Origin of the sequence: Nonomuraea cavernae (assembly GCF_040655715.1) — a bacterium.
GTDB lineage: Bacteria > Actinomycetota > Actinomycetes > Streptosporangiales > Streptosporangiaceae > Nonomuraea > Nonomuraea cavernae_A.
The window spans coordinates 162,742-178,050 of the sequence record NZ_JBFAKL010000001.1 but is presented as its reverse complement, the minus strand read 5'-3'; the positions used below and the strand labels follow the sequence as shown (position 1 = coordinate 178,050).

Annotated in this window: 16 protein-coding genes; 5 read left to right on the top strand and 11 right to left on the bottom strand. The window is 72.3% G+C overall.

Going from position 1 to position 15,309, the window contains the following annotated elements:
• Positions 1-143 precede the first annotated feature (143 nt).
• Positions 144-1,292, top strand: a complete 1,149-nt coding sequence (locus AB0I38_RS00855) for an acetyl-CoA C-acetyltransferase (protein ID WP_358459710.1) — start codon at positions 144-146, stop codon at positions 1,290-1,292.
• A 107-nt stretch (positions 1,293-1,399) separates the two neighbouring features.
• On the opposite strand, the gene AB0I38_RS00850 is transcribed toward AB0I38_RS00855, so the two are convergent.
• The 9 genes from AB0I38_RS00850 to AB0I38_RS00810 form a co-directional block, all read right to left on the bottom strand.
• Positions 1,400-2,092, bottom strand: coding sequence for an ABC transporter ATP-binding protein (locus AB0I38_RS00850; protein ID WP_358459707.1), 693 nt, complete (start codon positions 2,090-2,092; stop codon positions 1,400-1,402).
• Positions 2,079-2,867, bottom strand: a complete 789-nt coding sequence (locus AB0I38_RS00845; RefSeq protein ID WP_358459704.1) for an ABC transporter ATP-binding protein — start codon at positions 2,865-2,867, stop codon at positions 2,079-2,081. The genes AB0I38_RS00850 and AB0I38_RS00845 overlap by 14 nt, the downstream gene beginning before the upstream one ends.
• Entirely contained in the window at positions 2,867-3,766 is a 900-nt protein-coding gene (locus AB0I38_RS00840; protein WP_358459701.1) for a branched-chain amino acid ABC transporter permease, read from the bottom strand. The genes AB0I38_RS00845 and AB0I38_RS00840 overlap by 1 nt, the downstream gene beginning before the upstream one ends.
• Positions 3,759-4,631 carry a branched-chain amino acid ABC transporter permease gene (locus tag AB0I38_RS00835; protein ID WP_358459698.1) on the bottom strand — a complete coding sequence of 291 codons (873 nt, stop codon included), beginning with the start codon at positions 4,629-4,631 and terminating at the stop codon, positions 3,759-3,761. Before AB0I38_RS00835 ends, AB0I38_RS00840 begins: the two co-directional genes overlap by 8 nt.
• Before the next feature lie 151 nt (positions 4,632-4,782).
• Positions 4,783-5,253, bottom strand: coding sequence for a VOC family protein (locus AB0I38_RS00830; protein WP_358459695.1), 471 nt, complete (start codon positions 5,251-5,253; stop codon positions 4,783-4,785).
• Positions 5,254-5,357: 104 nt separating this feature from the next.
• A complete protein-coding gene (locus AB0I38_RS00825) occupies positions 5,358-6,602 on the bottom strand; it encodes an ABC transporter substrate-binding protein (protein ID WP_358459692.1) in 1,245 nt (414 codons plus the stop codon).
• Positions 6,603-6,704: 102 nt separating this feature from the next.
• Positions 6,705-7,742: an aldo/keto reductase gene (locus tag AB0I38_RS00820; RefSeq protein ID WP_358459689.1), complete on the bottom strand. Its 1,038-nt coding sequence runs from the start codon at positions 7,740-7,742 to the stop codon at positions 6,705-6,707.
• 37 nt (positions 7,743-7,779) lie between these two features.
• Entirely contained in the window at positions 7,780-8,184 is a 405-nt protein-coding gene (locus tag AB0I38_RS00815) for a MaoC/PaaZ C-terminal domain-containing protein (RefSeq protein ID WP_358459686.1), read from the bottom strand.
• Entirely contained in the window at positions 8,181-8,651 is a 471-nt protein-coding gene (locus AB0I38_RS00810; protein ID WP_358459683.1) for an FAS1-like dehydratase domain-containing protein, read from the bottom strand. Before AB0I38_RS00810 ends, AB0I38_RS00815 begins: the two co-directional genes overlap by 4 nt.
• Positions 8,652-8,785: 134 nt before the next feature.
• Here AB0I38_RS00810 and AB0I38_RS00805 point away from each other — a divergent pair, with 134 nt between their 5' ends.
• Complete coding sequence (locus AB0I38_RS00805; protein ID WP_358459680.1) at positions 8,786-9,715, top strand: LLM class flavin-dependent oxidoreductase; 930 nt, start codon at positions 8,786-8,788, stop codon at positions 9,713-9,715.
• A gap of 92 nt (positions 9,716-9,807) precedes the next feature.
• Here the strand turns inward: AB0I38_RS00805 and AB0I38_RS00800 are convergent, their stop codons facing one another.
• Positions 9,808-10,260: a PPOX class F420-dependent oxidoreductase gene (locus tag AB0I38_RS00800; RefSeq protein WP_358459677.1), complete on the bottom strand. Its 453-nt coding sequence runs from the start codon at positions 10,258-10,260 to the stop codon at positions 9,808-9,810.
• A gap of 145 nt (positions 10,261-10,405) precedes the next feature.
• Here AB0I38_RS00800 and AB0I38_RS00795 point away from each other — a divergent pair, with 145 nt between their 5' ends.
• The 3 genes from AB0I38_RS00795 to AB0I38_RS00785 all read left to right on the top strand — a co-directional run bounded on the left by AB0I38_RS00795 (position 10,406) and on the right by AB0I38_RS00785 (position 13,306).
• Positions 10,406-11,347: an alpha/beta hydrolase gene (locus AB0I38_RS00795; RefSeq protein WP_358459674.1), complete on the top strand. Its 942-nt coding sequence runs from the start codon at positions 10,406-10,408 to the stop codon at positions 11,345-11,347.
• On the top strand, positions 11,344-12,234 hold the full coding sequence (locus AB0I38_RS00790) for an SDR family NAD(P)-dependent oxidoreductase (RefSeq protein ID WP_358459671.1): 891 nt from the start codon (positions 11,344-11,346) through the stop codon (positions 12,232-12,234). Before AB0I38_RS00795 ends, AB0I38_RS00790 begins: the two co-directional genes overlap by 4 nt.
• Positions 12,235-12,367: 133 nt before the next feature.
• Positions 12,368-13,306, top strand: coding sequence for an NAD-dependent epimerase/dehydratase family protein (locus AB0I38_RS00785; protein ID WP_358459668.1), 939 nt, complete (start codon positions 12,368-12,370; stop codon positions 13,304-13,306).
• A gap of 22 nt (positions 13,307-13,328) precedes the next feature.
• On the opposite strand, the gene AB0I38_RS00780 is transcribed toward AB0I38_RS00785, so the two are convergent.
• Positions 13,329-15,299, bottom strand: a complete 1,971-nt coding sequence (locus AB0I38_RS00780) for an AMP-binding protein (protein WP_358459665.1) — start codon at positions 15,297-15,299, stop codon at positions 13,329-13,331.
• Positions 15,300-15,309: the final 10 nt, after the last annotated feature.

Here is a 15,309-nt window from a genome sequence, read left to right as displayed (position 1 = left end):
CTGTTACCCCCGGCATTACCGACCGCGACGGCGGGCCCCGATAACAGATCACGCGCCCGGCGTCCGAGTCGGCAACGATCCGCGTAACGCGGGCCGGCGCCCGGCGAGCCCCTGGTTAACGCCGTGTCCGTACGGTCGGCGGCATGGCTGAAGCATTCATCATCGACGCCGTCCGAACCCCCGTGAGCAGGCGTGGCGGGCCGCTGAGCACGGTTCACCCCGCCGATCTCGGAGCGCACAGCATCCGCTCCCTGGTTGAGCGGACCGGCATTGACCCCGCCCTGGTCGACGACGTGGTCTTCGGCAACGTGGACTCGGTGGGCCCGCAGTCGTTCGACATCGCCCGCACCTGCTGGCTGGCCGCCGGGTATCCGCTGCACGTCCCGGGCGTCACCATCGACCGGCAGTGCGGCTCGGCGCAGCAGGCGGTGCACTTCGCCGCCCAGGCCGTGATGAGCGGCACGATGGACCTCGTCGTCGCCGGCGGCGTGCAGAACATGAGCATGGTGCCGCTGATGTCGGCGGCCGACTCCGGCCGGGCGCTGGGCTTCGACGACCCGTTCTCCACTTCGCCGGCGTGGACCGCTCGCTTCGGGACCGGGGAGGTCAGCCAGTTCCGGGGCGCGGAGATGATGGCGACGCACTGGGACATCTCCCGTGAGGAGATGGAGCGGTTCGCGGTCGAGTCGCATCTCCGGGCGCTGCGCGCGAACGCCGCCAAGCTCTTCGAGCCGGAGATCGCGCCGCTGAACGGGCTCGACGCCGACAACGGTCCGCGCGAGCCCGACTGGGACAAGATCCGTTCGCTGCCCACCCTGCTGCCGGATGGCCGCATCACCGCCGCCTGCGCCAGCCAGATCAGCGACGGCTCGGCCGCTCTGCTGATCGCCGGCGAGCGGGCGGTGAAGCGGCTCGGGCTCATGCCGAGGGCGCGGATCCACCACATGAGCGTGATGGCCGACGACCCGATCATGATGCTCTCCGCGCCGATCCCCGCGACCGAGCGCGCGCTGCGACGGGCCGGGATGACGCCCGGGGACATCGACGCCGTCGAGATCAACGAGGCGTTCGCGCCGGTCGTGCTCGCCTGGCTCAAGGAGACCGGCTTCGACCCGGAGAAGGTCAACCCCAACGGCGGGGCGATCGCGCTCGGCCATCCGCTCGGCGCGACCGGCGCGCGGCTGATGACGACGCTCCTCAACCACCTGGAGCGGACGGGCGGCCGCTACGGGCTGCAGACGATGTGCGAGGGCGGCGGCCAGGCCAACGTCACGATCATCGAGCGGCTCTGACGCGGCTCCGACGCGGCTCCGGCCCCTTCGTCACAGTGACGGCGAAGCGGCCGGACCGGCGGCCGGGCACGGCCCGGCCGCCGGTCTGATGGCAGACGGCGGCGCCGTTACGCGAGGTACGTTTCGAGCAGGTTGTCCTGGAGGTCCTCGCTGCGGCCGGACGCGACGACGTTGCCGACCACCATGACGTAGGCGCGGGCGGCCACCTCCAGCGCCAGGCCGGCGTTCTGCTCCGACACGAGTACGGCGGTGCCGGTCTCGACCACGCGGTGCAGCGTGTCCAGCACGTCGCCCACGATGCGCGGCGCCAGCCCCATCGAGGGCTCGTCGATCATGAGCAGCCGCGGCCGGGCCATCAGCCCGCGGGCGATCGCCAGCATCTGCTGCTCACCCCCGGACAGGACGCCGCCGAGGGAGTCCAGCCGCCGCCCCAGCACGGGGAACAGCTCGATCATCTCCTCCATCCGGGCCTCGACATCGGCTCCGGGCAGCCGGTGACCGCCCATCAGCAGGTTGTCCTTCACGGAGAGGGCGGACAGGATCGCCCGGCCCTCCGGCACGTGACTGACCCCCAGCCGGGCCACCCGGTAGGCCGACATCCGCCCCAGCGGGCGGCCGTCGATCCGCACCGATCCGCTCGCCGGGCGCACCAGGCCGGAGATGGTCCGCAACAGGGTCGTCTTGCCGGCGCCGTTGGGCCCGACGATGGCCACCGCCTCGGCCGCGCCGACCTCCAGGCTCACGCCGTGCAACGCCTCGACGGCGCCGTACCGGGCGACCAGTGACTCAACCACGAGCATCGGGGGTCTCCTCCTTGAGCCGCTCGTTCGTACCGAGGTAGGCCGTTTTGACCCGCTCGTCCTGCCACACCTCGGTCGGACCGGCCTCGGTGAGGACCTGACCCCAGTCCAGGACGACCACCCGGTGGCAGACCTCGGTGACGAGCCGGACGTTGTGGTCGACGAGCAGCACCGTCACGCCTTCGTCGTTGACGGCGCGGATCAGCTCGCCGATCTCGTCGGACTCGGCCCGGCTCATCCCGGCGGTCGGCTCGTCGAGCAGCAGCAGCCTGGGCTCGGTCGCCATCGCCCGGGCGATCTCGACCCGGCGCCGCATGCCGTAGGAGAGCTCGGCCACGTCGGCGTCGGCCACGTCGCTGAGGCCCACCCGGTCGATCAGCCGCCGGGCCACCTCGTGCTGCTCGGCCTCCTCCCGCCTGCGCACCCGGCCCAGTTGCCAGCGCCGCCCGCGGAACGACATGTGCCGGCCGATGAGCACGTTCTCCAGCACGGTGCTCTCGTCGAACAGCTGCAGGTTCTGGTAGGTCCGGGCGATGCCCGCCGCCGCCAGCCGGTGCGGGCGCAGGTTCGCCACGTCCACGCCCCCCACCCGGATGGTCCCGGCGGTCGGCGTGAGGTAGCCGCTGATGAGGTTGACCACCGTCGTCTTGCCCGCGCCGTTCGGGCCGATGAGGCCGTAGATCGACCCTTCGGCCACCGCGAACGACACGTCGCTGACGGCCTTCATGCCGCCGAAGGACTTGCTGACCTCGTGCAGTTCCAGCAGAGCGGCCATCAGTTCGCCACCTTCGCGCTAGGGGTGTCGCTCTCCGGCCGTGACCGTATGGATCGCCACCATCGGCGGGGACCGCGGTAGAGCGCGCGATCGGACAGGCCGTTCGGGGCGACCAGCAGGACCAGGACGAGCAGCACGCCGTAGATCACGTCCTCCCAGTTCGAGCCGGCGACCTTCAGCTCCTCGCGGACGATCGTCAGCCCCCAGGTGACGAGCACCGGCCCGAGCCAGTGCCCGTTGCCGCCGACCAGCACGTAGGTGAACACGATCACCAGGGTGGCGAAGCCGTACTGGTCGGGGCTGATCACGCTGGTACGGTGCGCCTCCAGGGCGCCGGCGAGCCCGGCCGTGGCGGCGGCCATGGTGAAGCTCATGAACCGGACGCGGAACACGTTGATGCCGAGCCCCTCGGCGGTGCGCTCGTCCAGCCGTACGGCCTTGGCGGCCCTTCCGTAGTAGGAGCGATGGCTCAGCTGCAGGACGCAGAAGGTGACGACCAGCAGGCCGAGCAGCAGCTCGGTGCTCACCCCCTGGGGGATCCCGGCGATGCCGTTCGGGCCGTTCGTCACGTCGCTGATGCGGATCAGGACGACGATCGCCTGGGCGAGGGCCAGGCTGCCCAGCGCCATGTAGATGCCGCGCAGGCGCAGCACCGGCGGGGCGAACAGCGCGCCGATCCCGCCCGCCGCCAGCGTGGCGAGGACGAGCCCCGCCACGAGCGGCAGCTCCGAGTTCATGGCGATGAGCGCGGCGGTGTAGCCGCCCACCGCGGCGAACCCCATCGGCGCCAGCGAGAAGATGCCCACCCGGAACGTCAGGTGCACGCTCACCACCAGCAGGGTGAGGATGAGCGCGGTGTCCAGCCGGAAGAGCTGGAGCGGGTCGAGCCAGTCAAACACGGGTGGCCTCCTTGTTGCCGAAGAACCCCGAGGGCCGCACCACCAGGACCGCGAGGATGGTGGCGAAGGCGACGATCTCCCGGAACACGCTGGAGACGTAGGCCGTGGCGTAGACCTCGATGACCCCGAGGACGAGGCCGCCGACGATGGCGCCCTTCACCGAACCCATGCCGCCGAGGATGATGACCGCGAAGGCGACCAGCAGCAGGCCGTCGCCGGACGAGTACGACACCTGCGCGGCCGAGGCCGCCACGAAGATCCCCGACACCGCCGCGAGGCCGCCGGCCACGAAGAAGCAGATGGAGAAGACGAGCTGGCTGTTCACGCCCAGGAGTTCGGCGGTCTCGCGGTTGTAGGCCACGGCCCGCACCGAGCGGCCGGATCTCGTCCGGTTCAGCCAGTAGCCGAGTCCCGCCATGGCCACGACGGCGATCGCCAGCATGACGACCTGGAGCCGCGGCACGTTCTGGCCGGCCAGCTCGAAGGCGCCCACGGGGAAACCCTCGCGAGGGAAGGCTTCGGTCTGGGCGTCCGTACGCCAGCGAAGCACCGTCGCGAGCACGAGCCCGACGCCGATCGTCGCGACCACGAAGGAGAACTCGGGCGCCTTGCGGGCGCGCAGCGGCGCGAGGATGAGCAGGTCGACGAGCACCGACAGCAGGCCGGCGGTCACCATCCCCACCAGGATGGCGGCGGGCACCGGGACGCCCATCCGTAGCGCCACGAGGGCGGCGAAGCTGCCCCAGGTCAGAATCTGGGCGTGGGCGAAGGTGAGGATGCCGAGCACTCCCCACACCAGGGTGACACCCACCCCGAGAAGTGCGTACGTACTGCCCAAGGCCAGGCCGTTGATGGTCTGCTGCACACGGAACCCCGTTCCTCGTTCCCGCCCCGGGTCAGGCGGGGCGCCACACCTGTGACGCCGGTAACAGCGTCCTGTGACCTCGTTAACAGCGCCGTTACGTGCGCCGGCGAGGGCGGCGGGAGACGCCTCGCGGCCCCACGCCCCCGCCCGCTCACCGTCGCTCCGGAAACTCCATCAGGGTCAGCAGCGTCCCGTCGGGGTCGCGAATGGTGACCACGTGCCGCTGCCGGCCGGGCATCGGAGTGAGCGTGACCGGGCCGCCGACCACCGGCACCCCGTGCTCCTCGATCCAGGCCAGTGCGGCGGCCAGGTCCCGTACGCGCAGCCCCAGCCGGGCGAGCCCGGTGTCCTTGGCCGTGCGCGCCGCGTGGCCGCCGCCGTCGGCGAAGGCGAGCAGGTCGAGGTACGTGGCGGTGTCGTCGTCGCTCCAGGTGAGCAGCGCGGCCCGGCACCGGGCGCCGCCCGTGACGCCCAGGATCGTCATGAAGTCCTCGCCGGCGTCGAACTCGAACACCTCGCCGATCACCCGCGCGCCGAGCAGGCGGGTGTAGAAGTCCAGCGATCGTTCGAAGTCCGAGCAGACGACGTTGGCGTGGATCAGATGGTCCGCTCCGAGGGGCATGCGGATGTTCCTCCATTCGGATGGGGCGGGCACGGGAACGCCGCCGCCCCGGCACCTCCGCGAGGGAAGTGCCGGGGCGGCGGTCGTCCGGGTCCGGGCGGTGGCTAGCGCTCGCAGGCCACGCTCTTCGCCGGGTCGAACAGGGTGATCTTGCTGTCGACGATCTGCAGCTTGGTGCCCTTGACGCTGGCGGCGCGGTTCTCGGTGTAGCCGATCTTGCCGAACGGCGAGTCGATGTCCTTCACCGCGGCCAGCGCGTCACGGACGGCCTTCTTGTCCGTGGTGTTGGCCGCCTTGACCGCGTGCGCCAGCGACCACAGCGACGCGTAGCCCGCCGCCTCGAACACCGTGGCGGAGCGGTTCTCGCCGTTCGCCTTCCAGTACTCCAGGAAGTGGGTGTTGTTGCCCTCGGTGCTCTGCCCGTTCCACGCCGTCGCGTACACCAGGCACTGCATGGCCTTGCCCGCCTGCTCCAGGGTGGCGTCGCTGGCGTCCGGGGCGGCGAACACCAGGCCGTCGTAGCCGACCTCCTCCAGCTGCAGGTAGATCGTGCTCATCATGCCGGGCAGCGGCATCGTCACCAGGACGTCGGGGTTCTTGCCCTTGATGTTGGTGAGCTGCGCCCGCACGTCGGTGTCGGTGCCGACGAAGGTCTCCTCACCCACGGTCTGGATGCCCATCCCCTCCAGCACCTCCTTGCGCTTGTCGGTGACGACCTTGGCCGCCTCGGAGTCGCTCTGGTACATGTAGGCGGCGGTCTTGACGTTGCCGAACGCCTCGGCGAACTCCTTGTCCGCGGGCGGCATCACGTTCGCCATGTCCGGATAGAGGCGGAACATGTAATCGCCGACCTCCGTGACTCCGGAGGCGGAGAGCCCGACCGTCACCGTCGGGATGCCCGCCTGCTGGAGCTGCGGTCCAGCGGCCAGGAACGACGGGGTGAGGGTGAAGCCGACGACCGCGTCGACGCCGTCGGAGGTCAGCTTGAGCACCGACTGGACGGCCTCCTGCTTGCTCGCCTTGGTGTCGATCTCGACCAGCTCGACCTTCGTGGCGCCCAGGAAGCCGGTGTCGTTGATCTCCTTGGCGGCCAGCCGGATGCCGTCGCGCTCGGCCGTGCCCACTCCGGCGATGCCCGCCGCGCCGCTCAGGTCCAGCGGCACGCCGACCTTGACGGTGGCCGGAAGCCCCTCCGTCGCCGCCGAGTCGCCGTCGCCGCCGTTCCCGGACGAGCACGCCGCCACCAGCAGGCCGGCGCACAGGATGGCGCCCAGCTTGCTCATGCGCTGCTTGCTCTTTCGCCGTTCGCTCGTTCGCCGTTCGCTCTTACGCAGGTCGCTCTTTCGCATCTCAACCTCTTGTTTTGTACGGCTCCGCAGCGGAGCCACCTGGAACGTGACGGCGAAGCGCCGGCGGACCAGATACTGGGGGGAGCCTCGTTAACGAGGCCGTTACGATCGCCCGCTAACGTGATCGGGCAGGCCGAGGCGGTTCTCGGCCGGGCGCTCCGCGGTGGCCAGGATCTCCGCCACGCGCGCGAGCAGGTCGTCGTCGATGGTCGTCGACAGGCCGCGCAGGCCGTCGCGCACCTCGCCCGCGTTGCGGCAGCCGAACAACGCGATGTCCGAATGCGGTTGCCGCACCGTCACCGCCAGCACGAACGCCGCGAGCGACAGCCCCACCGAGTCGGCGAGCGCGCGCAGCCGCCGGGCGATCGCCACGTTGGCGGCGAACGCCTCACCGGCGAAGAACACGTTCCCCGACGTCCCGGAACGCCCCTCCAGCCGGCTGCGCCCGCGCCAGTCGTCGGGCTCGAACTCGTGGTCCTCGGCGAAGTTCTCCGACAGCAGCCCGTGCACGTACGAGCCGTAGGTGACGCGCAGCCCGCCACGCCGGCCGGCGTCGGCGAGCTCGTTCAGGTAGCGGTGGTCGAGCAGGCTGAAGCTGTACTCGACCGCCGTCGGGATGCCGGTCGCCAGGGCCCGCCTGCTCGCCTCGGCGCCGAAGTTGCAGAAGCCGACGTCGCGGGCGAGCCCCTCGTCCTTCAGCCGCCCCAGGTTCTCCATCTGCTGCTCCGGCGTCAGCGAGGGATCGAACTGGTGCAGGAGGTAGACGTCGACGTGGTCGGTGCGCAGCCGGGTCAGCGACTGCTCCATGAACTCACGCAGCGCGTCGTAGGACGAGTCGCGCACCAGGGTCAGCAGGTCGGTGGGGTCGGTGTAGCGGACCCCGCCCTTGGTGCACAGCCGGACCTGGTCACGCCGGCCGTCCAGCATCTCGCCGACGAGCGCCTCGGACCGGCCGGAGCCGTAGAAGTGCGCGGTGTCGAAGAACCGCACCCCCGCCTCGTAGGCGGCGTCCACGGCGCCCCGCGCGGCGTCCTCGTCCACCGCGCCGTATCCCTGCGCGATCATGGTGCCGCTGCCGAAGCCGACGCGGTCGATCAAGGGGTTTCCGCCCGGCTTGTCCTGCGGCTTGGCTTCCGGCATGGCTGTCCTCTCCTTCACCCGCGTACGGGACAGAGTGCTACTTCTGTACGGCAGGGCCGCGCGCGACCGCGTTGCCCGTCATCACGACCGCGTCGTGCTGGTCGGTCACGGTCAGGGCGACCGCGGCCGTCCCCTCGGCGTCGACCGACTCGACGCGGGCCCGGACGGTGAGCGTCGCGCCCGGGAACACCGGCGCGCGGAACCGTGCCTCGTAACGCACCAGCGCCTCGGGGCCGAACCAGTCGGTGAGCACCCGCCCGGCCATCGCCATCGTCAACATGCCGTGCGCGAACACCGACGGGTAACCGGCGGCCTCCACCGCGAACCGCTCGTCGGTGTGCACGGGGTTGAAGTCACCCGAGGCGCCCGCGTACTGGACGATCCGCGTCCGCGTCAGATCCCGGACGGCGACCAGCTCCCTGACCTCGCCGACGGCCGTCACCGGCCCGCTCCGACGGTCTGGGAGGTCCGCACCATCACCATCGTCGCGGTGACGACCGGCTCGCCGTCCTGGTCGCGGTACTCGGTGATCTGCTCGGAGAAGGTCAGCGAGCCGCCCCGGCGCCCGGCCTTCCGCCAGGTCCGGCCGGGACGGCTCACCGCGCTCAGCACGTCGCCCTCGCGCACCGGCCGGTGGTACTCGTAACGCTGTTCGGCGTGCAGGCCGAGGCCGGCCGGATCGTCGACGGGGGCTCCCGACGGCTCGCCGCCCGACCCGATCCAGGGCTGGTCCGGCTTCGGGCGGACCGCGCTGTCCGGGTCGTAGTGGTCCGCCGCCCAGACGAAGGTCGGCGGCGCGATCGACGGAGCGCCGGTGAGCGCGCCGTGGAAAGCCGGATTGGCATCCCCGATGGCCCGCGCGAACATCATGATGTGGCCGCCCTCGACCGGGAAACGCTCGACTGTCATCCTCGTGCCTCCTGGTTGGTCGGATCCTGATCTTCACTGGCCGTCGTTCACCGCAGGGTTACGGGCGCGGTACGTAACGTCGCGGGTAACGCCGGCCTCGTCACCCTGGGCGTCACCGCCCAAGGAGGCACGCATTGGCCGCCCCACGACCGCGGATCGGGCTCGACCTGCCGCTGCGCTTCGCCGCCGGCACGAGTCCTGGCGCCATCGCCACCTGGCTCGGCGGGATCGACGCCTCGGCCGTCGATTCGGTGTGGACCCTCGACCAGCTCTCCGGCCGCGTGCCGACACCGGAGCCGGTCGGCCTGCTCGGCTTCGCCGCGGCCCACACCACGCGCGTCCGGCTCGGCATCGCGCTGCTCGTCGCCCCTGGCCGCAACCCGATCACGGCGGCCAAGGAGCTGAGCACGCTCGACCGGCTCAGCGGCGGCGGCCGGCTGGTCGTCGGCGTCGGCACCGGGGACCGCCGGCTGCTCCCCGCGATGCGGCTGGGCGACTGGACCGACCGGCCGGGGGCGGTGCTCGACGAGTTCCTGACCGTGCTGCGCCGGCTCTGGACCGAGGACGACGTGGCCCACGACGGGCCGATCTGGCAGTTGGCCGGCGTGACGGCCTGCCCCCGGCCGGACGCGCCGCCCCCGCTGTGGGTCGGCGGCGCCTCCGTCGCGGCGCTGCGCAGGGCGGTGCGCCTCGGGTCGGGCTGGGTCGCGGCCGGACGGCAGACGACCGCGCGGTTCGCGGAGCTGGCCGCCCGGCTGGACGAGGTCGCCGAGCGGGAGGGGAGCACCCGGGATTCGCTGGCCGTCGCCAAACGGGTCTACCTGCTGATCGACGAGCGGCGGTCCCGCGCCGAACGGACCATCGACGCCTGGTTCACCGGCTTCTACGGCCGGCCCGACCTCGGCCGGCAGGCCACCGTCCACGGCGACGTAGCCGCCTGCGCCGAGCAACTGGCCGAGCTGGCGCGCCTCGGCGTCACCGACCTGATCCTGCACCCCCTGGACGAGTCGCCGGAGCACGAGGCCGCCGTCCTCGGCGACCTGTTGCCCGCGCTGACCCGCTGACGAGCCCCGCGGCACGCCCCGCCGGTCAGTGTCCCGGCGCGGGCGTGCGAGACGCACCGTCGGCGGCGGGTCGCGGTGGTACGGCGCGTTCGTCAGCGGCGGGTCGCGGTGCGGGCGAAGTCCCAGCTCGACCAGCGGTCGGCGTGGATCACGATGCCGACGCGCGCGCCCGACAGCGCCATCTCCCGGTAGTCGGGCCGGCCGGGCTCGGGATAGTTGCGCGGCACCAGCGCCTCCCCGATGCGCAGCAGCGTCCCGTCGTCCTCGACGAGCTCCGCGTGGCCGGTGACGGTCAGACCCTTCAGGCTCGCGTAGTCGTCACCGGACTCCACGAGGCACGCGACCCGGGGGTCGTGCCGCAGGTTGCGCGCCTTCACCGAAGCCCGCTGCGTCCACATCACGATGTCGTCGCCGAGCACGCCGAACCACATGGTGGCCAGATGTGGCGAGCCGTCCGGGTTCAGTGTGGCGAGCTGCAGGCTCTTGCGCGACAGCAGGTAGTCGCGCAACTCACCCGATTCGATCGGCAGCGGTCCGTTGCCCATGGCGGGCTCCTTTCTCCCGCGCCCACTACAGCGGGTCCGGCGCACCCCGGAGCGGCGGCGCACGGCGTAACGCGGCAGGTAACGGGAGGTCGCGTTACGTGGCTGCGATGGGCACCGACGTCACCCGAACGGGAGCACTGCCACGATGATCGTGTCGGCCGACAACGAGATTCACCTCGATCCCTCCGGCGGGCCGGAGGTCGACGCGGAGATCGTGCACTTCTTCAGCGACGGCCTGCGCCTGCGCGGCGTCCTGGTCACGCCGCGCGAGCACGCGGGCGGCCTGCCCGCCCTCGTCGCGGGCCAGGGCTGGAGCGGCGCGGTCAACTTCCGCGTGCTGCCGCTCGCCGCGCGGCTGGCGCGGCGCGGATACGCCGTGCTCGCCCTCGACCACCGGGGATTCGGCGGCAGCGAGGGCGCGCGGCTGCGCTGCGACCCCCACGAGCAGGTGCGCGACATCGCCAACGCGGCCACCTTCCTGGCCGGCCGTCCCGAGATCGACGGCTCCGCGCTGGGCGTGCTCGGGGCCAGTTTCGGCGGCGGTGTCGCGGTGGCCGCCGCGGCCGCGGACGAACGTCTCCGGGCGTGCGTCGCGATCGTCCCGCTCGCCGACGGGCGGCGCTGGCTGCGCGACCTGCACGGCCCCGAGGACTGGCCCGCGTTCCTCGAACGGCTGGCGCGGGACGAGGCGGAACGGGCGCGGACGGGAACCGGCGAGCGGGTGCCCCTGTCGGTGCTCATGCCGCTGCCGCCGAGCCCGGAGGCCGACGCCGAGGCCGGGCTCATCGCGGCCACCTACCCCGAGGCGTACCCGCTGGAGAACGCCCGGCTGGCGCTGGACTTCGCGCCCGAGCTGCAGGTGGCCGCGATCGCGCCGCGCGCGCTGTGCCTGATCACGCCGGGCGACGACCCCGTGATCCCGGCCGAGCACTCCACCGGCATGTACGCCCAGGCAGGCGAGCCCAAGGAGCTGCACCTGCTGCCGTACGGCGGTCACGGCGGGCCCATGGGCCCGCTCGTCGACACCACCGCCGAGCTGGCCGCGTCCTTCCTCGACGCCCACCTGCGCGCCACCCCGGCACCATGACCGCGCCCCTCACCGGCCAGACGGCTCTCGCCGGCCAGACGCTCCTCGCCGGCCAGACGCCCCTGGCCGGCCAGACGCCCCTGGCCGGCCAGACGCCCCTGGCCGGCCGGGCGCCCCTCACCGGCGAGGCGCCTCTGGCCGGCCGGGTGGCCGTCGTCACGGGTGGCGGATCGGGAATCGGCCGCGCCACGGTCGAGCGCTTCGTCGCCGACGGCGCGTCGGTGGTGCTCGCGGACGTCAGCGAGACGGCCGCCCGCGTCGCCGCCGACCTTGACCCGTCCGGCCGCACGGTGCTGTTCCAGCGTACGGACGTGCGCGACGCCGAGGAGGTGGCGGCGGCGTTCGCGGTGGCGATGGACCGCTTCGGCAGGTGTGACATCGCGGTCAACAACGCCGGAATCATCGCCGGTGGCCCGATCCACGACGACGACGCTAACGACCACTTCGAACGGCTCTGGCAGATCTGCGTCACCGGCGTCTGGCACGGCTGCCGCTCGGCCCTGGAGTGCATGCGCCCGCAGGGCGGCGGCGTCATCCTGAACACCGCGTCGACGGCGGCGCTCTGGCCCACCCCGGCCGCTCCGGCGTACGGCCTGGCCAAGGCCGCGGTGGTGCACCTGACCCGCTCGCTCGCGATCGCCTACGGCCCCGACGGGGTCCGGGTCAACGCCGTCCTGCCCGGACCGACGCACACCGGGATCTTCGCCGATGCCGGGGTAGCCGACGACGGTCTGGAGCAGCGGTACGCCGCGAAGATGTCGCTCGGCCGGATGATCGACCCGAAGGAGGTCGCGGCCGCCTTCGCCTACCTCGCCTCGGACGGCGCGCGTTCCGTCACCGGGGCCACGCTCCAGGTCGACGGCGGTTACCGCCCGGGCACCGCGTGAGAGCCCGGCCCGCCTCGGGAGCCGCCTCCGCCAACGCCTCCACCTCCGCCAACGCCTCCACCTCCGCCAACGCCTCCACCTCAGCCAACGCCTCCACCTCAGCCAACGCCAACGCCCTTGAAGGAGAACAGTGATGACCTATCTGGTGACCGGCGCGACCGGGTTCATCGGCTCGTACGTCGTCGACCGGCTGGTGCGTGATGAGCACCAGGTGGTGGCGCTCGACCGCCGGCCCGGCTGGGCGGCCGAGCCGGGGGAGCACGATCCGGCGGCGCTGACCTTCGTCGAGGGCGACGTCACCGACTTCGCGCTGATCGCCGATCTGGTGTGCGCGCACCGGGTCGACCGGATCATCCACCTGGCCGCGGAGCTGCACGACCGGTCCGCCGCGCAACGCGGTCAGTGCATCCAGTCCAACATCGTCGGCACGTACAACGTGCTGGAGGTGGCGCGGCTGTTCGACGTGCCGCGCACGGTGCTGGCGAGCAGCGCGGCCCTGTTCAACCCGGCCGACAACGACGCGGAGGCGGCGCTCGCCGAGGACGCCCGGATCCGGGCCGGCGACGTGTACGAGGCCAGCAAGGTCTTCGGCGAGACCATGGGCGACTACTACCGGCGCAGCCTCGGCGTGGTCAACACCTCGATCCGGATCGGCCTCGCCTACGGCGCCGCCTGCATGATCGGCGTGGCCCGGCGGCTGATCGACGAGCTGGTCACCAAGCCGCTCGCCGGGGAGCCGGGCCGGGCGGCGTACCGGGCCGAGTCGATGATGAACCTCGTCTACGTCCACGACGCCGCCGACGCGTTCGTCCGGGCCAGCCAGGGCCCCGAGCCGACGAGCCCCGTCTACCACGTGCGCGGCGACTACCGCAGCGTCGGCGACATGGTGGAGATCGCCCGCAAGCTCATCCCGGACGCCCGGATCGAGGCCGGCGAGGGCGACCACCGGTGGCCGATGAACTTCGACGACACCCTGTTCCGCCGCGACTACGGGTACGCCACGCGGTGGACGCTGGAAGCGGCGATGGCGGACATCGTCGCGGAGAGAACCGCGGCGATGCCCGCCAGTTGATCGAGCGGGGGGACGCGTGGCGTCAGGCCGCCGGCGCCGCGCCCTCCTGCCAGGGGAAGCCGGTCAGCGGTTCCGGGCTCTCCAGGGCGGTGATGTCACCCGGGTCGGCCCCGATGTACACGGCACGGGCCACCCGGCGCAGCACCTTGCCGTTGCGCGTCTTCGGCAGCGCGGACACCGCGTGCACCGCCTTGGGCCGCGTGGCCTTGCCCTCACGCGCCACGATCGACGCCTCCAGACGCGGCAGCACCCGCTCCGCGTCGGCGCCGTCCATCAGCACGACGAAGCAGACCAGCGCCTCGCCCTTGGCCTCGTCCGGGACGCCGACGGCCGCGGCCTCGACCACGTCCGGGTCGTCGACGAGCAACGACTCGATCTCGGCGGGACCGACCCGCTTGCCGGCCAGCATGATCGTGTCGTCGGACCGGCCGAGCAGGAACCAGTGCCCGTCGGCGTCGACGTAGGCGAAGTCGCCCTGCAGCCAGCTTCCGGGGAAGCGGCCCCAGTAGGTGCGCAGGTAGCGCTCCGGGCCGTCCCACAGGCCCTTGGTCATGCCCGGCCAAGGGCCCCGCACGACCAGCTCGCCCACCTCGCCCCGGATGGAGCGGCCGTCCGCGTCGAACACGTCGGCCGCCATGCCCAGGGTGGCGCCGGAGAACCCGGCCGGCTTGATCGGCCGGTGCACCGAGCCGCTCACGATGGAGGCGCCGCACTCGGTGCCCCCGCTCATGTTGACCACCGGCAGCCGTCCCTTGCCCACGTGGCGGAAACACCACCACCACGGCTCGACGTTCCACGGCTCGCCGGTGCTGGCGATCACGCGCAGGTCCGGCAGCTCGTGCGCGTCGGGCCACTGGTCGCCGAACCCGGCGAGGATCCGGATCAGCGTGGGCGCGACGCCGAGCACCGTCACCCGGTGCCGCTCGACGACCGACCACAGCCGGTCCGGCGTCGGGTGGTCGGCGGTCCCCTCGAACAGCACCGCCGTGGCGCCGTTGCCGAACACCGCCGACACGACGTACGCGCCCATCACCCAGCCCATGTCGGTGAGCCACAACAGCCGCTCGCCGGGCTGCATGCCGTACCCGTGCCGGGCCTCCTGCGCGAACTTGAACGGCAGGCCCGAATGGGTGTGCAGGCAGCCCTTGGGCCGGCCGGTGCTCCCGGACGAGTACAACAGGACGCAGGGCGTCTCCGCGTCGAACACCGGCATGTCGGTGACCGGCTCGGCCGAGTCGAGCGCGTCGTCCCACCACTCGTCGCGGCCCGCCACCAGCGTGATGTCGCGGCCGAGGCGGCGCACGACGAGCACGGTCCGCAGCTCCGGGGCGTCGGCGGCGGCCTCGTCGGCCGTCTCCTTGATCGGTACGAGCTTGCCGCGCCGTTCGAAGCCGTCGGCCGTGACCATCAGCTTGGCCCCGGAGTCCAGCAGCCGCTCCCGCACCGGCGTCGGCCCGAAGCCGCTGAAGAACGGTGCGACGATGGCGCCGATCTTCGCCGCCGCCAGCATGACGACGACCGCCTCCGGCACCATCGGCAGGTACAGCGCGACCACGTCGCCGACCCCGACGCCGCGCGCGGCGAACGCGCCCGCGGCCCGGTCGATCTGCTCCTTGAGCTCGCCGTACGTGACCGTCCGCACGGAGCCGTCGTCGCCCTCCCAGACGATCGCCTCGTCGGCCGCGCGGCCCTGCTCGATCCACCGGTCGATCGCGTAGTCGGCCCAGTTGAGCCCGCCGCCCTTGAAGAAGTGCGGGAACTCCGGGCCGTCCGACAGGTCGAGCACCTTCTCGTACGGCCTCAGCCAGCGCAGCCCGACGTCGTCGGCGGCGGCGGCCCAGAACCACTCCGGGTCGGCCGCGGACCGGGCCACCACCTCGTCGAACGAGGAGAGGCCGTGCCGGGCCGCCATCCGCCCCAGCGGCGTGCCGGCGAAGCCGGCGGGGTCGGGCTCCCACGCGACGGGGAGCCGGTTCAGCTCATCGACGTTCACGGTCGCCCTC